The following is a 17448-nucleotide window of genomic DNA, read 5'->3' on the forward strand; positions in this document are numbered from 1 at the left end:
GCTATTTATTGAGGTATATTTCTAATAGCCCCTCGGGAAGTTGAACGTTAATTCTCCTTTCTTCTTGCTTCACCTCTACCATGATGTCCTCATGCGTAGGAATCATTACTTCTGTTCCCTGCACTTCTACTGCCAAGAGGTCTTGGGTCGGAAGGTTGTAGATAAGTTTTACGTTCCCTATGTATCCTTTAATATAGTCAAACACTTGATAACCAATTAATTCGTGTAAATAGTAGCTTCCTTCGTCTAAGTCAGGTAGTTCTTCTACGGGGAGGTACAGTTTTTTCCCTCGCAATTTTTCTGCTTTTTCTATGGAATTAATGTCCTCTAAAATCAAAGATACTTTATTTCCTTTGAATTTTACCTCTTCGACAAGATAAGGAACTAAATCTCCATTTACTTCTATAAAGATGCTTTCCAAGTCTTCGTATTCCTCTACATCATCTACATCTAAAATCACTGCAAGTTCACCATTAAGCCCTACTGGTTTGGCTATATAGCCCAATTCGTAGTAATCTTCTCTGTTCATTTTTTTATCTGATATTTTTTATTGGTTTTTTTATTCAATTTGTCTTTTGTAACAAAGAAGTAAAAAAATAATAATATTAACATTTTATGTTATAAATAGCTATTTTTATAAATCAAATAATTCTGCGGGGTTAATCTTAAATTGTAACATTTTTGCTGTTTCTCTACCTCTATCGCCTCCTTTTCGCTGCATAGTAATTCTTCCTATTTTAAAATTACCTTTACCTGTAATGCTAACCTCACCATTACCAAAAAAATTAAGACAATAATTGATTGGCTTTAGTACCCACTGAGCATTGCTTTTTATTTTTTGGGCTACTAACATCCACTCAGCGGCAAACTGTCCCCGACCTTTCAAAATATCAGAAACTATAAGTGTTTTATTCTCTAATAACCATTGTAATATTATTTTTTGCTCAATCTCGCTAAACTCATTGGCAAACATTCTCCTTTTATCCTTTGGATTGGATATATTAGGTAGTATTTCTCCTGTATACCTTTTTAAAATATTTGCTACAGATTCATGAATATTCCACATTTCTATATACTTATCTACCCATCTTTTATCTACCTGATTAAATCCTCTATGATTACTGACTAACTTAATTTGTAGATTTTGTACATCTATCAGATTTTTTAATTTAACAGTTACTTGAACTTGTACGTCCGTCTTATAACCATTTAATTTTATTGCTTTTACGTACTCGATGTCGCTAATTTGATACTTCATAATCAAAAGCCATTTCTGTGCATCTGTGTCTTTTTGCCAATTATTGAATTTATTGACAACATCATTTTCATTGCTAAAACCATTTTTAGCAGTTTCAGAGCCAATTCTAATTAAATCCATTAATAAATAAATTATTTTTAAAGGCATCTTCTAATCTTTTCTCAGCAATTAGCACATATTCTGAAGATATTTCAGAACCTATCCAAAACCTATTGTAAAGTGCAGCTACTTTTGCAGTAGTCCCACTTCCCATAAAAGGGTCATACACTAAGTCTTGTTTATTAGTCCAAGTAATAAGTTGGTCTTTTACTAATTCTTCTGGAAAAATTGCGGGGTGTTGATAAGCTATTTTATCTTTAGTAGAAATACCTCCTCCAACAGAATAGAAAAATACATTTCCTATTTTTTTTTCTGAGGTGCGGCTTATCTTTTCATATTCTAAACTGCCGTTTTGTCCTCTATTTTTCATATTGGCAATTCCCCTATATTTGGTAGGTTCAGTAATAGGATTAAAGGTTTTAGGAGAACCTTTAGAAATGGCAAACATGTATTCAAAATGCTGATGATAACGATTTCCTGTAGTAGGCATAGGATTATTTTTATAATATATCATTGTATCATGTATATTTAAGCCAATTTCTTTAAAAAATAAGGCTTGCCTAAAACTTGTACCTGTTTCACTACCATTCTCAGTTTTATCCCCCACCACCCAAATCATAACTCCTCCTTTTTTTAATATTCTTTTTATTTCCAGAGCAATTTTCTCAAACTCAAATTCATAACCATCATAGTTTCTCAAATCATCATAAGGAGGTGAGGTAATAATAAAGTCTATAAATTCATTTGGCATTTTCGCCATAGTTTCTAAACAATTTTCATTATAAATCTTGTTAATCTCCATTTTAATCTTTTATTTCTAAACTAATTTAAAAAAGTACTTTTATTGAACATGAAATTTTGTTATGAAATTTTCAAGCCCACAAAAATAAAAAAGATGTTAGAAAAAACTTCTCTAACATCTTTAATGGTAAGTATGTTTTTATACATTTATTCCTCAGAAGTGCTATTTTCGGCATTATTAGCCTCGCTTGACTCTTCGGAAGGTACTTGTGCTTTTTTCTGAATAGCGATAGCTCTTGCTTCTTTTACTTTTGCTTCTGCTTCTAATTTAGCCTTGTTGGAGCTTGCTTTTTCGTTTGCTAAGCGGTCTATCTTGGCTTGTATTTGAGCATTTTTATTGGCTTTCCACGCAGCCAACTTTGCATCAGCTTGTTCTTGGGATATAGCTCCTTTATTTACACCTACTTGCAGGTGCTTTCTCAGCAGAACACCTTTGTAAGAGAGGATTCTTTTTACAGTATCTGTGGGTTGTACACCTTTCATCAACCAATCAAATGCCTTGTCTTCATCAAATTCAATAGTGGCAGGGTTGGTATTTGGGTTGTAAATCCCCAATTTCTCGATAAATCTACCATCACGTGGTGAACTTACGTTGGCAACAACTATATCAAATATTGCCAATTTTTTTCGCCCTCTGCGGGCAAGTCTCATTTTTACCATGATTCAAAAATGGTTTGTATTGTGGAACTCGTCCAGATTTTATTTAAAAACTTCAAATTTTTATTTCGGACTGCAAAGGTAGAGAGTTTGATGAAAAAAAACAAGGAATGAAATTTTTTTCTTACGATAATCTGTAATTTTTTTTATGCTATGATAGTAAACTACACAAAAGGCTTACTCTAAGTCCCGCCAGTCGTAGTGATTGATATGGACAGGGTTAGTAATCATGTAGCACTTATCAAAATCATGGAATACATTTTTTAATGCTGTAGGCAATATTTCCCATGTCTTTTCGCTTTTTTCTCCTTTGAGAGAAAACGCCTGAGGAACTTCTATATTGGGGAGCAGGACAGGGCGCACCAACAGTTCTCTACCTGCTATGGGAAATCCCTTTGAACTAATGCCTGAAAAAGTACCTTGTAAGACCATAGGATTTTCCGTTAGGCTTACATAAAAAGACAGTAAGAGTATTTTTTTGTTATTATCAAAAATCATTTGCAAGCAAGTGCCTCTGTAGGTGGCTGTACCTACAAAACTATTCCTTCCTCGCATCTCTACTTCATAGTCATTGGCTTGATTGGCTACCTTATTGATTTCTATTTCAGAAAGATAGAGTTCTTCGCCGTTATGACTTCGTACTATGGCTACCCATTCTCCTTCTAAACCGCTCGGAGGAATGCTTTTTTTGCGATAATATTCATCAAAACTCTCTGAATTGCCATACACAATAGCAATAAAGTTTTTAAACCTATTACGAGCATTATCTGCTTTGCCTGTAAAATTTGCTTCTATGGTGTCTATTTCCACAGGTAAGTAGTCATAAATATCTTCTTTAATCGTTTTTATTAAATCTACATCTGATACTTTGCTTAGTTTTGACCTTTTACGCTCATCTATTTGGAGTAAGTTTATTTTTTTGCGTATAGCATCATATCTCTTGTACTCATAATCTTTTTCTAATACGCTGAATAATCTTACTTTAAGCATTTCCTTACTTGGGAAAGGTATATTGCTTGCTCCTTCTTCTATTCTTCTGGCTACTTTCATTAGTTTAGTCCAGCACTCCTGAGGACTAATCGCTATAACTCGCTTAGATGGCATCATAAAAGGCAATTTTTTTAAGGATTCTTTCCAAATCTAATAGCAAAGATTCTTTTTTCAAGTATTTTCTTCAGATTTTTTTAGCATACTATGTGTAAAAAATTGATTATCAAGTACTTTATAAAGATTATCAATATTGATAATCAGCTAAAATATATTAATCTTACTTAGTTAATAAGCATATCTACGATTTGCTAATAGATTGATAATTAAAAACTTAATTTACATTTTCTCATTTCTTCATTTCACTTAAATCTTTTCTTAGCAAGGATATTCCTATAAAATTCGGCGTACCCTCTCAAAAGCAAGACGTTATTATTTTCAGAAAGTAAAAACAAATCAATCGAGAGAGTTTAGCACATAAAAAATGGGGAAGTCGAAAACCATAGTTAGAGTAGGCAATTTATTAAATAAATCAGAAAAAATCATGTTAAAGAAAATGGTATTTGTGTTTTTGGTTTGCTTAATCGCTATTAGCACATCAGACATTCATGCTCAAAGCTGTGCTTATAAAGAATATTTAAGGATTATTCAGAATAAGGGCTTGGCTATAGGAGACCAAATGAAAGTAAACTTGTCGCAAGGAAGAACAGGCTATGATTATAGAACATTTTATGCAGGGCTGAAGTACATCATTGTCGCTTCCAGCGATGATGAATCAGTAACAGATGTAGATTTATACTTGTATGAGGCAGATGGAGTAACCTTAGTCAGGAGAGATACAGAAACATCAGCTCTTGCTATCATAGAGTTTACTCCTTCTACTACGAGGCGTTTGCAAATAGTGATAAAGAACCATGCTTCCGTAACTCCAAATTTTGAATCTACGCACCGTTTCATTGTGGCTTATGTGCAGTAAAAATGTTTTCTACCAAAATCTTTTCCCTTTCCGTGATGAAAGGGAAAAGATTAGTAAAACTATCATGTAAAAAACTTTCAAGAAATTTTAAAACTAAAAACGATTATGAAAACAAAATTGATTATTGGCACTGCGATATTCTTCGCGATTCTTTTGGGTATTGGAGGATATTGGGGATGGCGTACTTATACGCTTCGTACTTACTTAGAGAATGGAGAGAAACATCTTTTAGATTGGAAAAACAAAGAGGCTTTGGCTTGGTACGAGAAAGCCTCCGCGATGGGGTCTGCAAAAGCATTGGCGATGATTGGCTTTATCCATTACAGAGAAACAGATGAATCGCTTAAAAATCCTGCGAAAGGCTATGAATATAGCAAAAAAGCTGCGGATATGGGTTATGAACTTGCTAATGTAGAAATAGGCTGGGATTATTTGGAAGGAAAAGGAAAAGCAGTAGACTCTATCAAAGCGAAGGAATACTTCCAAAAAGCAATGCCAAGCATAGAGAAATTAGCCAAAGAGGGAGATTTTATAGCACAGACTCAACTTGGACGTTTTTATTTTTATGGCTATGGTGGCGTGAAACCTGACACAGTCAAAGCATTACGGTTGTTTGAAGATGCAGCTGAGCAAGGTTACGTTCCTGCTATACGAAATGTAGGAATACACTATTTTTATGGAGATGGAGTTACCAAAGATGAGGCAGAAGCTATAAAGTGGTATGAGAAAGCAGCAGCAAAAGGATATGATATGGCATACTTAAATTTAGGTGAGGCATATCAATTTGGGCAGCAAAAAGATTTTGATAAGGCTTTTGAGAACTACAAGAAAGCAGCAGAACTTGGCAATCTTACCGCACATTTCCAACTTGCCAATATGTACTTCTATGGTACTGGCAGACCTCAAGACAGTAACGAAGCAGTATATTGGTATAGAAAAGCAGCAGAAAAAGGAAATGTAGATGCTCAGAATAGCTTAGGGACAATGTACCACAATGGAAATGGGGTTAGTAAAAACTTCAAAGAGGCAAAGAAATGGTACGAGCTTGCCGCAAATAAAAGAGATGCGTATGCCTTGTGCAATTTGGGTATCTTATACGAAGTAGGTGGGGACGGAATAGAAAAAGACCTTTCAGAAGCAGCTAATATGTATAAGCAAGCAGCTAAACTTGGTAATAAAACCGCTCAACTGCGTTTAGCAGAGTTTTATGCCAATGCTCTTGGAGGGCTTCAAAGAAATGACCCAGAGGCAGTACAATGGTACAAAATAGCCGCCGAGTCCAGCAGCCTTGATGCTAAATATGCTTTAGCGGAGTTTTATGAAAATGGTAATGCTCAAATAAAAGCAGACCCTGCCTTAGCAGCAAAGTGGTACTACCAAGCTGCTATCAGAGGAAAAGTAGAGGCAATGAGAAAACTTATTAGAATCTACAAAGACGGTATAGGCGTAAACCAAGACAGCTACGAGGCAAATAGATGGCAAAAAAATGCAGAGATGCGTCCTTTGTTCCTCAATATCAAATGTAATGTACGTAATGAAAAAGGTAACATAGAAGAAAAGCAAATCAGAGTTGCTTTTTTTGAAAAGCCAGCAAGGGGTATGGGAATTACTGATGAGGTAGAAGAAACCTTAAGCAAAGACCACAATGCTAAGATGAATCAAAGTGCAATTGATGCTATCCAAAAGTTATATCAGATTGCTCAAAAAAATAATGTTTCTTTCATTAAATTATTGGAGTACGCCTTAAAGAAGTGATAAAGAGAGAAGCATCGTGCAACCAGCTATGAAATTATTTAAAATAATTACTTTTCATCATTAAAAGCTAAGCCAAATGAGTCATCACAGATTAACAGAAAGAGAACGAAACGTATTCAAGATTTTAGTGGAGAACCAAACTAAAACTAATGAGGAAATAGGGAAGCTATTAAATCTTTCGCCTCATACTGTTGCCGCTTATATTCGTAGTATTTTAGTCAAATTACACTTAGGAAGTAGGTATGAAATACTCACTTATGCACTCAAGAATGGACTCTGTACACTCAGCCCTAATGATAAAAGCATTATTTTCCGATGGAGTTAAATAGACTGACTAATCCTACTTTCAAAAGTAGGCTTATGATTTACTAATCCAAATCCGTCCAATTACAACCGTTAATCTTATCAATGTTGGTTTTGATATAACACTTATCAAAATCTCTGAATACCTCTTGTAGTTTCTCTGGTAGCCCTTTCCAGTCCGTAGTGCAATTATTAATTGGCAACTTGATAGGTACTTCAATTTCGTAAGGTAGCTCATGAGGTCTGACGAGCCACTCCACTCCTGCGATAGGCGCCCCACTGCTTGATATGCCACTAAAAGTTCCCTGTAGAAGTTTAGGCGATTTGATACCCCCTATTCGGAAAGAAAGCAGGAGTTGTTTCTTGTCATTCCCAAAGAATAGTTGTAAGCATCCGTTGGCTTCAAAGACTGTTCCTTTGAAAGTATTTTGTGTACTACGCATCTCTGCGTTATACTTATCGTCTTCTTTTGAGATAAAAATAGGGGTGAGAAGTAGATGCTGCCTATCATTACTACGTACTATGGACACCCACTCACCTAAAATCCCTTCTGGGATGAGGTTATTTTTTTCACAAAAATCTTCAAAATCTAAGGCTTTGCCATAAACTATCGCCATCAAGTCCATGAACCTGCGCTTAGGTTTGTGTCCTTGCTTAGTAAAATTGTAATTGAGTGTATGCCCATCTACTATAAACTTATCAAGTTCATTTTTAATATCATTGAATTGCTTTTGAGTAGTAATTTTTTTAAAAGAAACGGCATTTACCATATCTCTGTAAAGCAGATTAACTTTTAACGTAAGTACTTCATATTCACTATTCTCAAAGTGAGTCTTAAAAATGTTATATAGCTTGTCTTTTACTTTTTTGGGAGTTGGATACTCCTCTTTGCTTATGTTCTCGGCTTTTCTGGCTATATTCATGAGTTTCTGCCAGCACTGTTCCTTTGTAAACATAGATGAATGACAACTTTAAGTACAAATATAGATTCAAATGCGAAAAAAGCAATAATAAGCAGGTATTTTTTAGGAATTTATAATAAATATCTTGATAATCAGCACAATACTAAACATATCTTTAATATAATTATTTGCTTAGATAACACTTTTTTATAACATAATAAAAAATATAAGATGGAGATAATCAGTAATTTAATTTTTGTAATTTCTATTCTCTACACCCTTTCGTCTTAAATATTCTTACCTTATACCTCCTCCTTAAAAAAACTTATTGCGTTCATAATCTCAGAACTTAGATAGAATCAATACTAAGGTAAGAAAAAGAAAAAATTTTAGAAAAGTTCGGAAAAGTATCTTGAACTACGGAATTAGCGGGAATTAATTGGGAATTAAGATTTCAACTTTTTAATAACCAATAACTTATATGCCTAATATACAACTTTTGCAAGAGGTTTAAAATACCGTAAATGCGGGCATTTTATGCCTAAAATTACAGGCTTGTGTATCACTTATCAACTTTCTACTTAGGTAAAACAGTCAAAGTTCCCTCGAAATTCCGTAGTTATTCTTGACTACGATTAGTTACTTTGTTACATAATTATATAAAAAATAGAAAAACATAACAACTATGAAATACCTTGAATTGACTCGCGAAGAAATACACATTTTTAAAATTTTGGTAGAAAATCCTACAAAGACAAATGAGGAAATAGGAGCAGAGCTGATTCGCTCACCGCATACTATCGCCGCTCATGTAAGGAGTATTCTGAGCAAACTTGATTTAAAAAGCAGATATGAGCTACTCTCTTATGCCCTAAAAAACGGATTGTATGCTGTCAAAGGCAAAAGTGGAGAGGCAAGCGGCGAGTGGAGTGGAATATGAAATATTGGTGAAGGAAAGCAAAATAGTCAATGCTGACGATTTTTTTCATCAATATATTACATAAGTTTGTTACAATGACTTTAACATACTTCTACGGGAGATAAATAGTTAAATCATTGAAAACACTTTTAAGTAAGTAGTTTTTTCATTCTGCTAAGTAAAAATAGAAAGGGCATTGAGTGCTTTATTAGGTAGTCATGCCCTACTATCTCTAAAAAGTAACTTTTAAACTTTCTTTTAATATTCTAAAACTAAAAAAACTATGAAAACGATTATTCGCGGATTATCTGTTCTGTTGATTTTTCTTTTAGTGATTTCTTGCTCAAAAAACAAAGAAGTAAAACCGACATCAACAGTATTATTTTATGCTAAATCTACGGCAAGCATTGGTTCTTATGTAGAGATAGAGTTTAACGGGACGGTCATTGGTCGGCTAACAAGTCGTTTTGCGGCAAGCGCAAGTCCTACCTGTGCAGACTCACCAAGTAGCAGACTTATCAAAGTAGCTAATGTAGAAGTAGGAGTAGAACAAAGAGCTACATTTAGACGTAACGACGGGGCTGTTTTAGCACAAGGAACTTTTACTATTGACCCTTCTATCAAAAGCGATGAGTGTTGGACTGTATGGGTAGATTAGGTAGGTATTATATTACTTTTAAACTTCTAATCATCTCTATTTGCGATTCTTATGCCTGAAAACTAAATAGAAAAGAGGTAACAGCGTAGGCACAGACTTATCCGTTTGTGCCTCACTTTGACCCTTCCAATAGTCAAAGCAAATTAATTTTCTTAGATAGTTTTTTCTTAAACCTATACTTTCAAACTATTTATCTTTAACCATTATTGTCATGAATCCATCAGTTATTCTGTTCCTTTCCGTCATCACTTTTCTGTTTTTTATAGCTTTTCTTTCAGGCTTTAATGCTATCAAAATAGCTTGGCAGGAATGTATTAAAGCGGGAAATTCCAAACAATTTTTTAAAATCCTGAATAAAAATATGTTCGGACTGAAGTATGTACTCCTATTGGTAAGTATCGTTAGTGTGTTTGTATGGATAGTTTTAGAAATTAAGTTAGCTAAGGCTTCCAAGAAAAATAATCATTAACCTTTTATAAATCAAATATTTATGAAAACCTGTAAATTAATTATCCTAGTATCATTTTTAATCTTTTCTCATTTGACTTTTTCACAAACAATTTTCAAAGTGTTGGCGAGCAGAGGTCAAGTAATGCTTGGGAGCGAAAAGCTAAAGGTAGGAACACAACTTTCTGCCAATCAAAATATAGAGATAGGAAGCGATGCTTACCTCTGTTTAGCGACCTTGCCCGAACACAAAATCGTAGAATTGACGGCTAAGGACAAAGGAAAGCATAATACTAAGGATATTCTTGCTAAAGTTCCTGCCAACCAGAATTGGCAAAAAACTTATGTGGGCTTTGTCGTAAATGAACTTACTAAACAAGATAATAGTGGGATTACAGCCAAAAATCGCTTCCAGCACATGAATAAAACAGGTGCAGTAAAGAGGGGAGGAGTTGCCAAGAGTTTTATTGAGGATATTAGGAGAGATATGGGCAATAAAGTACCACAAGTTTATGGAGATAAAATATTGTTAATATGGTACTTAGGTGATAAGCCGAATGAGGTTGAGTTGGCTAAGTCTGTGAGAAAATACAAAATAGAAATCATGTCATCATCTGATGAAACTGTATTCTTTGAGCAGATAGTAGAAGGGAAAGAAAGTAGCGAACTGCTCATAGATTTGGCTAAGGTGAAAAATAACGGCGATAACGATCTTGTCTATAAAATCACTGCCTTAGATGAAAAAGGGAAAAAGGTAGATACAACAAATATAGATACCTTTCCAATAAAACTAATGAGTGAGAGTGAGAAGAAAACTTATGCCAAAGACCTTGCAAAGTTTTCCAATCAAAGTGTACTAAGTCTATTAGAAAAAGCGCAGTACTTTGAAAACAAAGGACTTTATATAGATGCTATGGTAGCTTACAAAGAAGCGGAGGAACTCATGAAGTAGAATTTCATTTTCACTTAAAACTTTTCAAAGTAATATGAAAACACTGATTTTGATTGGATTACACATCTTGCTTTTTTCCATTTTAGCACCATCTCTTTGGGCGCAGTACGATGGGAAAGAAGTACAAGAAACTGAAACAAATGACGAACGCAGAGAAAGGGAGAAAAAAGAAGCCCGCAAGTTGGCGAAAAAGTTGGAAAGTGCAGAAGCAAAACGCATACAAACGAATAGGAGGCTCTACAAAACAAGGGCAGATGCTTTTAGTGCTATTGGCAATGAGATAGGTGCTTTACAGTATTACGATAGTGCAATTACCTACATTCTTTTGGACGAGAAAGAAGATATAGAAGAAGCAAAGGCACAAAGTAGGGGCTGGAAATATCCGAAGGACTACTTAGACATCATACGCAGACTTGGTTTTATTCATGCCAATAATGCAAGCTACCAACTTGCAGATAGCCTGCTTTCTTGGCATACAGAAATCATCAAAAGGCAAGAAGGAGAAAAGGACAGTGAATATGCAGATGCTTTGGCTGATTTGGCTGAGCTGTATAGACAACAAGGGAAGGTCAGAAAAGCGGACAGCATATTAACTATTGCCGAGCCAATCGTAAGAAGGGCAAGGTGGAGGGTAGGTGTAACTAACTTTCTCAAGGACTACTTAAACGCAGTATTAGCAGAAACTTTGACCAAAGATGCCTACAACTTTTATGTGTCTGCCTTGCCCAATGCCAAACAAATTATGAGCATGGTAACACAGATAACTACTAAATATCCTGCCAACTCATATACCAAGTCCTTAGAGTTTCGCCAAGATACAAGAGCAAGGTATATTTATAACTTACAGGAAATCAACCAAGTGAAATTGGATTTGAATGATTTTAAGAATGCAGAAACCAAAATTATGCTTGCGCTTAAAGAAACTGAAAAGCGATTCCCTGAAAGAGAAGTTTATGAAAAACAAAATGAAAAAACGTCGATAGACAAAGAAACGGAAAAGCGACTTAAGCGAGAATATGAAGAAAACCGAGATAGATTCATGCGTGAGCGTGCTTTGGTTCTCTCAAGTGCGGCAGATCTATACATTCGTCAAGGGAACTTTACCAAAGCGGATTCTCTCTTACAGGAGTCTATGTACACCGTGCAGGGGAATTTAAGGGTTTTGCACGAAGACGATGCCACTGTGCTTGCTGGTTACGAAAGTTACCTACACAGAGAGGAGTATGAAAAAGCTAAGGAATGGTTGGAATATGCCCTGAAAGTATATCGTAAAAACTTAGGGACAGACCATGTTGCTTATTTGAAGGCAGTCATTAAGTTGGGGCAGCTCTACCAGCTCGAGGAGAAGGAAATAGAAGCAGAGCGTGTTTATAAAGAAATAAGTAGTGTCTTATCAAGTTCAGAAGCTGAACTCAAAACAAAAATAGATGCTCTTGCCGCTTTGGAGGCTAAAAAAGATGGTTTTTGGCGAAAGTCTGCAAAGAAAGCCTCGCAAGTCTTGAAACTTTTGGGTAGAATTCCTGACTGGATACATGATTTTATCAATGGAGATGAGATAGCAAAGCAACAATTAGGAGAGGAAATCGTGCATCTTTCTGCTAAAACTGCCCTGCGTATCACTTTATTAAGTCAAATGGCGGACATGTATATTGCAAGAGCAGATTACAAAAAAGCAGAAAAAAACCTCAACGAGGTGATTAAATACTATGAAGCTAACTCTTTGGACAAGAGTATTCCTTGCGCCCAAGCACTTGCACAACTTATCAAGACTTATGAGGGACTGGGGGATAAAAAAGCAGACGAAACTCGCATTCGCAGAAGAGAAATACTCAAAGCTATTTTAGGAGAAAGCAATGTAAACTATTCCTTTGATGTACTGCGTGAAACGCCCATTAGAAGCGAAGGGGATAAAAAAATACTGCTTGCTGCGCTTGAAAACATTAAAAATCAAAAAGGAGCAAACAGTCTGTCTTATGCTGATGGCTTGTATTTGCTGGGGGAAGCCCTTGCTAATGCCAATAACATGGACGAAGCAAGCGAATATTATGAAAATTACTTAGCTACTATCAAGAGTTTCGCAGGACAAAGCAGTAGAGCGTATGCTGAGGCTCTTTACAAGTTTGGATTGCATCAAAAAAGACGCAAGCAGTACAGCCAAGCATTAGCTTCTTTCAATCAATCCAAACAAATTTACTTAGCAAAATTTGATGCTCACTACCCAAGCGTAATTGATATTATAGGCTCTACGGCGGACTTGTATGTAGAGTGGAACAAATTAGATAGTGCAGAGGCAAACTACAAGGTGGAGGTAGAACGCATTTTGCATCGTGTAGGGAATGTTTTTCCTTCTTTGGACGAGGCAAGCCGAGAAAAATTCATTTCCAAAATGAATACTCGTTTAGGAATATATCAAGATTTCATTTTGAAGCAACTTCAAAAAAATCCTAATAAAAAGTATTTGACAGCCTTGTTATACAATGAAGTGTTGGCGACAAAAGCATTGCTTTTCAATACCAACAACAAAATTCGCTATGCTATTTTGAGTAGCAATGACACCTCAGCCATCAATAAATACAAGAGAGTAAGAGAAAAAAAAGACTTCTTGATGAAGGCGCAACTTAAAACTGCTGAGGAGCAGAAAGTAGAAGGCATAGACATCAATAAGTTGGAGAGTGAAATCAAAGATATAGAAACAGCACTTACCGCCAAATTCCCGATTTATGCAGAGAGTTTGCAGGAGAAAAAATACTCATGGAAGCAAGTCAAAGAAAAACTCAAAGGAAATACGGCGGCAGTAGAAATCGTAAGGATAGGCACAAACGAAAACCCTACGTATGTAGCTTTGATAGTTAAACCTACTACAAAGGACTATCCTGAGTTAGTAATTTTCCCTAATGGTTTAGGTATGGAAAATAACTTACTCAAAGCCGCTAAAAACCAAACACAAAAAGGCTCGGACGTAAAAACCAATCCATACAACGATTTTTGGCAGCCGCTGGGAAGTAAACTGATTTCGCCTGCCGCTGGTGTCAAGCCCAAAGTCTATCTTTCCCTTGATGGTATTTACAACCAGCTTAGCATCAATGCATTAAAAGACACTCAGACCAAAAAGTATGTGATAGATGGTTTTGACTTGTGGTTTATTGCCAGCACACGCAACTTGATAGAAGAAAATGCTTATACCCAAGCCAAAAAAGACAATTTTGCGGCATGGACAGTAGCTATGTTTGGCTTCCCTAAATACGATTATGCTCCTCCAAGTATCAAGAAGAAACCTAAAGAAAGGAGATTTGCTTTGGCTTACGGAGATTTGGAAGGGACTAAGGCAGAGGTAGAGGAGATAGAGAAAATTATCTCTCAGAAAAGTACAAGATGCCTAAAGCTAATGAATGAGCAGGCTACAGAAGACACAGTAAAGAGATTAAAGGTCAACCCTCATATTCTACATATCGCTACACATGGCTTTTTTATCGAAACGATAGACGAAGACGAGGAGAATTCAGGTACAAACGTACTCCCTGAGAAAATCCTCAAAGAAAATGCACTTTCCTTGACGGGTTTGCTCTTAGCAGGTGCAAAGTATGACTTTGGCTATGCCGATGATAGAGAAGACGGCATTTTTACTGCTTACGAAGCTATGAACCTAAACTTGAATAACACTGAGTTAGTAGCCCTATCAGCTTGTGAAACGGGCTTAGGGGAAGTCAAAAATGGAGAAGGGGTATATGGTATGCAGCGAGCCTTCCAAAGCGCAGGGGCAAAGACCGTACTGATGAGCCTTTGGAAAGTAGATGACCAAGCTACTAAGTTGCTCATGACCACCTTTTATGAAAACTGGCTCAAGTCAGGCAATCGTAGAGATGCTTTCCAGAAGGCACAGTTAGCTCTAAAGAATAGCAAGGACTTCAATTCGCCGCAGTTTTGGGGGGCATTTGTAATGGTAGGACAATAAAAAGAGTTAATAAAAATAAGTATTCACCATCACTTTTAAACGAAAAATAACATGAAAAAAATCAAAACATTGATAAAGTATAGCTTTATTGCATATTTTATCCCTACATTTCTTTTTAGTGGCTGTGTAACCCAAAGAGCAGTTTCCTCTTATGAAGCAGCTATACCAGGAGGCAATGGGGCAGTTCTTGTACAGCCACGTTGGGAGTATGAGGAAAGAGGATCCAGCAAGGCTATGCCTTATATTTTGGGAGCCGCAGGTGGAGCCGCAGGCTACTTGCTAACTCCAGAACCACCTCCACAGCCAACAGTAGTAACGAATAATAGAAATCAACAGCAACAGGAAGAAATGTCTCCAAGAATGACCAATGCAATTTTAGGTGCAGTTGCAGGTTATCTACTACCCTTAGGAATAAAGGCATTGGTGGTAAGCAGTAAAAAGAAAAAATATGTTCCTACAGAAACTGAAGCTAAAAAGTGGATTGGCAAATACAATGATTATAATGGCCATAAAGCAGGGAATGCTTATCAATTATACAGAAATGATCCTTCTACTTCCTCTTTGATAATGTTCCCTAAAGATTTGATGCCAAAGGATAGCAAAGATTCTCCTATACCTAATGATAATCCAGTCAAACATATTGAAATGAAGCCTTGGGTTTTTTTTTATAACGAAGTATTCCCTTCTTTTATATATTCAACGGCTACTACACAATATAAAAGTATGTCGGGAGCATTAGGAATGTTTATTAAGTCTAAGTACAAAGGACTTACTTTCAAGTATGAAATAGAATGTCAAAACAAAAAGTTCTTTGATAAAATACAAGGAGAATACACCACAGAGAAAGGTAATGATATATCAGAACTCTTTCTGCCAAAAATTCCTTGGAATTATGAAGCACTTATTCGTAATACTGAAAAAATCCCTGTATCTGTATTTTTTAGGATATATGATACAAACGGTAATAAAAAGGAAAAATTGGAAACCGTTTCTATTCACCCTATTAACGAATGCTTATTATGGTGTAAGTTTGGGGATGAAGATTTTGATATGAATTTTTCTTTTGCCGCTTATGTCAATGAAAATCACCCAATGATTCCTGAAATTTTGCAAGAGGCTCTTAAAAAAGGATATGTTGATGCAATAGGTAGTTCAGCTGGTAATATAGATAAACAAGTAGAAGCTGTATGGAAAGTACTAAGAAGCAAAGGTATAAAGTATAGCAGTATTACCACTACTACGCAGTCTAATGAGAATATCTTCAGCCAATATGTACGAAGATTTGGGGAAGCTATCAAGACCCAACAAGCTAATTGTGTAGATGGTACGGTTGTATTTACCTCCATATTAAGGCGAATGGAGCTAAATCCTGTAATTGTATTAGTTCCCGGTCATGCTTTCCTTGGTTATTACAATGATGACCCAAAGGAAATGAAATTTTTAGAAACTACTATGCTGGGGTCAAAAGCCTCTTTTAAAGAAGCACAGGAAGTAGGTATGCAACAGTTTCTTAAATGGGCTAATAATAGGAGAGCAAGATTAGTGGATATCAAGAAATCAAGAACCTCAGTTTCGCCTCTTAATGACTAAGAAACTTAAACAATAAAAATACAAGGAGTTTATTTTCACTTTTAAACTTTTAAAATTTATGTATGCTAAAATATTGAAAATCTTTCACTTGGTAGTTTTATACTTATTTATATTAAGTGGACTGACTTCGCCGTACACGTGTTCTTTTATGATAATGAATGTGAGTAAGGCAAATTAAACACCCTAAATTCTCTACAAAATCTAAAAATAATCCATGAAAAAACATTTGCCATATTCCCATAAAATTTGGCTCTTAGGCACAATTATCTGCCTATTAAGCATAAAGACCCACGCCCAGCAGCCAGGGAGCGATTTTGGACTACAGCCAAGCCTACCTGCCGAAGCAGTTTCAAACAATGTCTTTCAAAAAGCCTATGCTTTACAAACAGACAATAGGTTAGTGGTTGGTGGTGCATTTTCACAAGTATTTTCGGTAGTCAATAATGCCGCTTGTAATAACATTGCTCGCTTTGGTGCGCTTGAAGGGGTAAATATCGGGTTTAATGTTGGGTCAGGGTTTAATAATCATGTGTATGCACTTGGCTTGCAGGCAGATGGAAAAATAGTAGTAGGAGGAATTTTTACAAAGTTTAATGGTATAAATGCTAATAGAATAGCACGTTTGAATACAGACGGGGGCATAGATGCAAGTTTTAATGTAGGCTTGGGTTTTAGCAGTAATGTCAATGCAATCGCTATTCAGGCTGATGGGAAAATAATTGTTGGGGGGAGCTTTGCAGGTTTTGGGGCAAGTACGGTCAATGGCATTGTTCGCCTCAATGCCGATGGAAGTTTGGACGCAAGTTTTAATACAGGGACAGCCTTTAATGACGCTGTGAATACCATAGCCCTCCAAACTGATGGTAAAATAATATACTCAATAAAAATTGGTTTTGGTTTTAGGGATATGAAAATTCCAAGAAATTAAGGTTTCTAATTCCTGCTTATATTGGGCAATATGGGTAAAAAACTCACAGACCTTTTCCTTGAAATCTTGAAACTTCCTATAAAAACAAGTATCAATGACCTTTTTACGCATAAATTTCCATAATCTTTCAATTAGATTAAGATTAGGCGAGTAAGCAGGCAAGAAAAGCTGTTTTATCCTGCTACTTGCCAATTTTTCTTGTAAGTGCTTATTTTTGTAATATCGTGCATTATCACAAATCACATAAATCTTTTCCTTGTCAGG

17 protein-coding genes are annotated in these 17448 nt (G+C 35.7%); 10 read left to right on the top strand and 7 right to left on the bottom strand.

Annotated features, from left to right (window positions below; all coding sequences use genetic code 11):
- Window position 1: 1 nt before the first annotated feature.
- The 5 genes from rimM to BM141_RS02800 form a co-directional block, all read right to left on the bottom strand.
- On the bottom strand, window positions 2–529 hold the full coding sequence (gene rimM / locus BM141_RS02780; RefSeq protein WP_091539640.1) for a ribosome maturation factor RimM: 528 nt from the start codon (window positions 527–529) through the stop codon (window positions 2–4).
- A 105-nt stretch (window positions 530–634) separates the two neighbouring features.
- Entirely contained in the window at window positions 635–1378 is a 744-nt protein-coding gene (locus tag BM141_RS02785; RefSeq protein ID WP_091539711.1) for a PDDEXK family nuclease, read from the bottom strand.
- Complete coding sequence (locus BM141_RS02790) at window positions 1365–2117, bottom strand: DNA-methyltransferase (RefSeq protein ID WP_221407619.1); 753 nt, start codon at window positions 2115–2117, stop codon at window positions 1365–1367. The genes BM141_RS02785 and BM141_RS02790 overlap by 14 nt, the downstream gene beginning before the upstream one ends.
- 188 nt (window positions 2118–2305) lie before the next feature.
- Window positions 2306–2818, bottom strand: coding sequence for a 30S ribosomal protein S16 (locus BM141_RS02795; RefSeq protein ID WP_317039426.1), 513 nt, complete (start codon window positions 2816–2818; stop codon window positions 2306–2308).
- A 174-nt stretch (window positions 2819–2992) separates the two neighbouring features.
- Window positions 2993–3922, bottom strand: coding sequence for a hypothetical protein (locus BM141_RS02800; protein ID WP_143090775.1), 930 nt, complete (start codon window positions 3920–3922; stop codon window positions 2993–2995).
- Window positions 3923–4286: 364 nt separating this feature from the next.
- On the opposite strand from BM141_RS02800, the gene BM141_RS02805 reads away from it, so the two are divergent.
- The 3 genes from BM141_RS02805 to BM141_RS02815 all read left to right on the top strand — a co-directional run bounded on the left by BM141_RS02805 (window position 4287) and on the right by BM141_RS02815 (window position 6858).
- The gene (locus tag BM141_RS02805; protein ID WP_091539649.1) at window positions 4287–4778 is read left to right on the top strand and encodes a hypothetical protein; all 492 of its coding nucleotides are present in this window, start codon (window positions 4287–4289) and stop codon (window positions 4776–4778) included.
- Between the two features lie 105 nt (window positions 4779–4883).
- On the top strand, window positions 4884–6533 hold the full coding sequence (locus BM141_RS02810) for a DUF2610 domain-containing protein (RefSeq protein WP_091539652.1): 1650 nt from the start codon (window positions 4884–4886) through the stop codon (window positions 6531–6533).
- A 76-nt stretch (window positions 6534–6609) separates the two neighbouring features.
- A complete protein-coding gene (locus BM141_RS02815; protein ID WP_091539656.1) occupies window positions 6610–6858 on the top strand; it encodes a response regulator transcription factor in 249 nt (82 codons plus the stop codon).
- Between the two features lie 43 nt (window positions 6859–6901).
- On the opposite strand, the gene BM141_RS02820 is transcribed toward BM141_RS02815, so the two are convergent.
- On the bottom strand, window positions 6902–7792 hold the full coding sequence (locus BM141_RS02820) for a hypothetical protein (RefSeq protein WP_091539659.1): 891 nt from the start codon (window positions 7790–7792) through the stop codon (window positions 6902–6904).
- Between the two features lie 631 nt (window positions 7793–8423).
- On the opposite strand from BM141_RS02820, the gene BM141_RS02825 reads away from it, so the two are divergent.
- From BM141_RS02825 to BM141_RS02855, 7 genes are all read left to right on the top strand, one after another.
- The gene (locus tag BM141_RS02825; protein ID WP_091539662.1) at window positions 8424–8678 is read left to right on the top strand and encodes a response regulator transcription factor; all 255 of its coding nucleotides are present in this window, start codon (window positions 8424–8426) and stop codon (window positions 8676–8678) included.
- A 262-nt stretch (window positions 8679–8940) separates the two neighbouring features.
- On the top strand, window positions 8941–9315 hold the full coding sequence (locus BM141_RS02830) for a hypothetical protein (RefSeq protein ID WP_091539666.1): 375 nt from the start codon (window positions 8941–8943) through the stop codon (window positions 9313–9315).
- Window positions 9316–9526: 211 nt separating this feature from the next.
- Window positions 9527–9784: a hypothetical protein gene (locus tag BM141_RS02835; RefSeq protein ID WP_091539669.1), complete on the top strand. Its 258-nt coding sequence runs from the start codon at window positions 9527–9529 to the stop codon at window positions 9782–9784.
- A gap of 102 nt (window positions 9785–9886) precedes the next feature.
- Window positions 9887–10714, top strand: coding sequence for a hypothetical protein (locus tag BM141_RS02840; RefSeq protein ID WP_143090776.1), 828 nt, complete (start codon window positions 9887–9889; stop codon window positions 10712–10714).
- 34 nt (window positions 10715–10748) lie between these two features.
- The gene (locus BM141_RS02845) at window positions 10749–14666 is read left to right on the top strand and encodes a CHAT domain-containing protein (RefSeq protein ID WP_091539674.1); all 3918 of its coding nucleotides are present in this window, start codon (window positions 10749–10751) and stop codon (window positions 14664–14666) included.
- Between the two features lie 51 nt (window positions 14667–14717).
- Window positions 14718–16256 carry a hypothetical protein gene (locus BM141_RS02850; RefSeq protein WP_091539677.1) on the top strand — a complete coding sequence of 513 codons (1539 nt, stop codon included), beginning with the start codon at window positions 14718–14720 and terminating at the stop codon, window positions 16254–16256.
- A gap of 214 nt (window positions 16257–16470) precedes the next feature.
- Window positions 16471–17184: a delta-60 repeat domain-containing protein gene (locus tag BM141_RS02855; RefSeq protein WP_091539680.1), complete on the top strand. Its 714-nt coding sequence runs from the start codon at window positions 16471–16473 to the stop codon at window positions 17182–17184.
- Here BM141_RS02855 and BM141_RS02860 read toward each other — a convergent pair.
- The coding region (locus BM141_RS02860; protein ID WP_177217245.1) for a transposase at window positions 17134–17448 on the bottom strand (315 nt) is incomplete at its 5' end. The two genes, BM141_RS02855 and BM141_RS02860, sit on opposite strands and share 51 nt — an antisense overlap.

This window comes from Thermoflexibacter ruber (assembly GCF_900113045.1).
In the GTDB taxonomy this organism is placed as follows: Bacteria; Bacteroidota; Bacteroidia; order Cytophagales; family Thermoflexibacteraceae; genus Thermoflexibacter; species Thermoflexibacter ruber.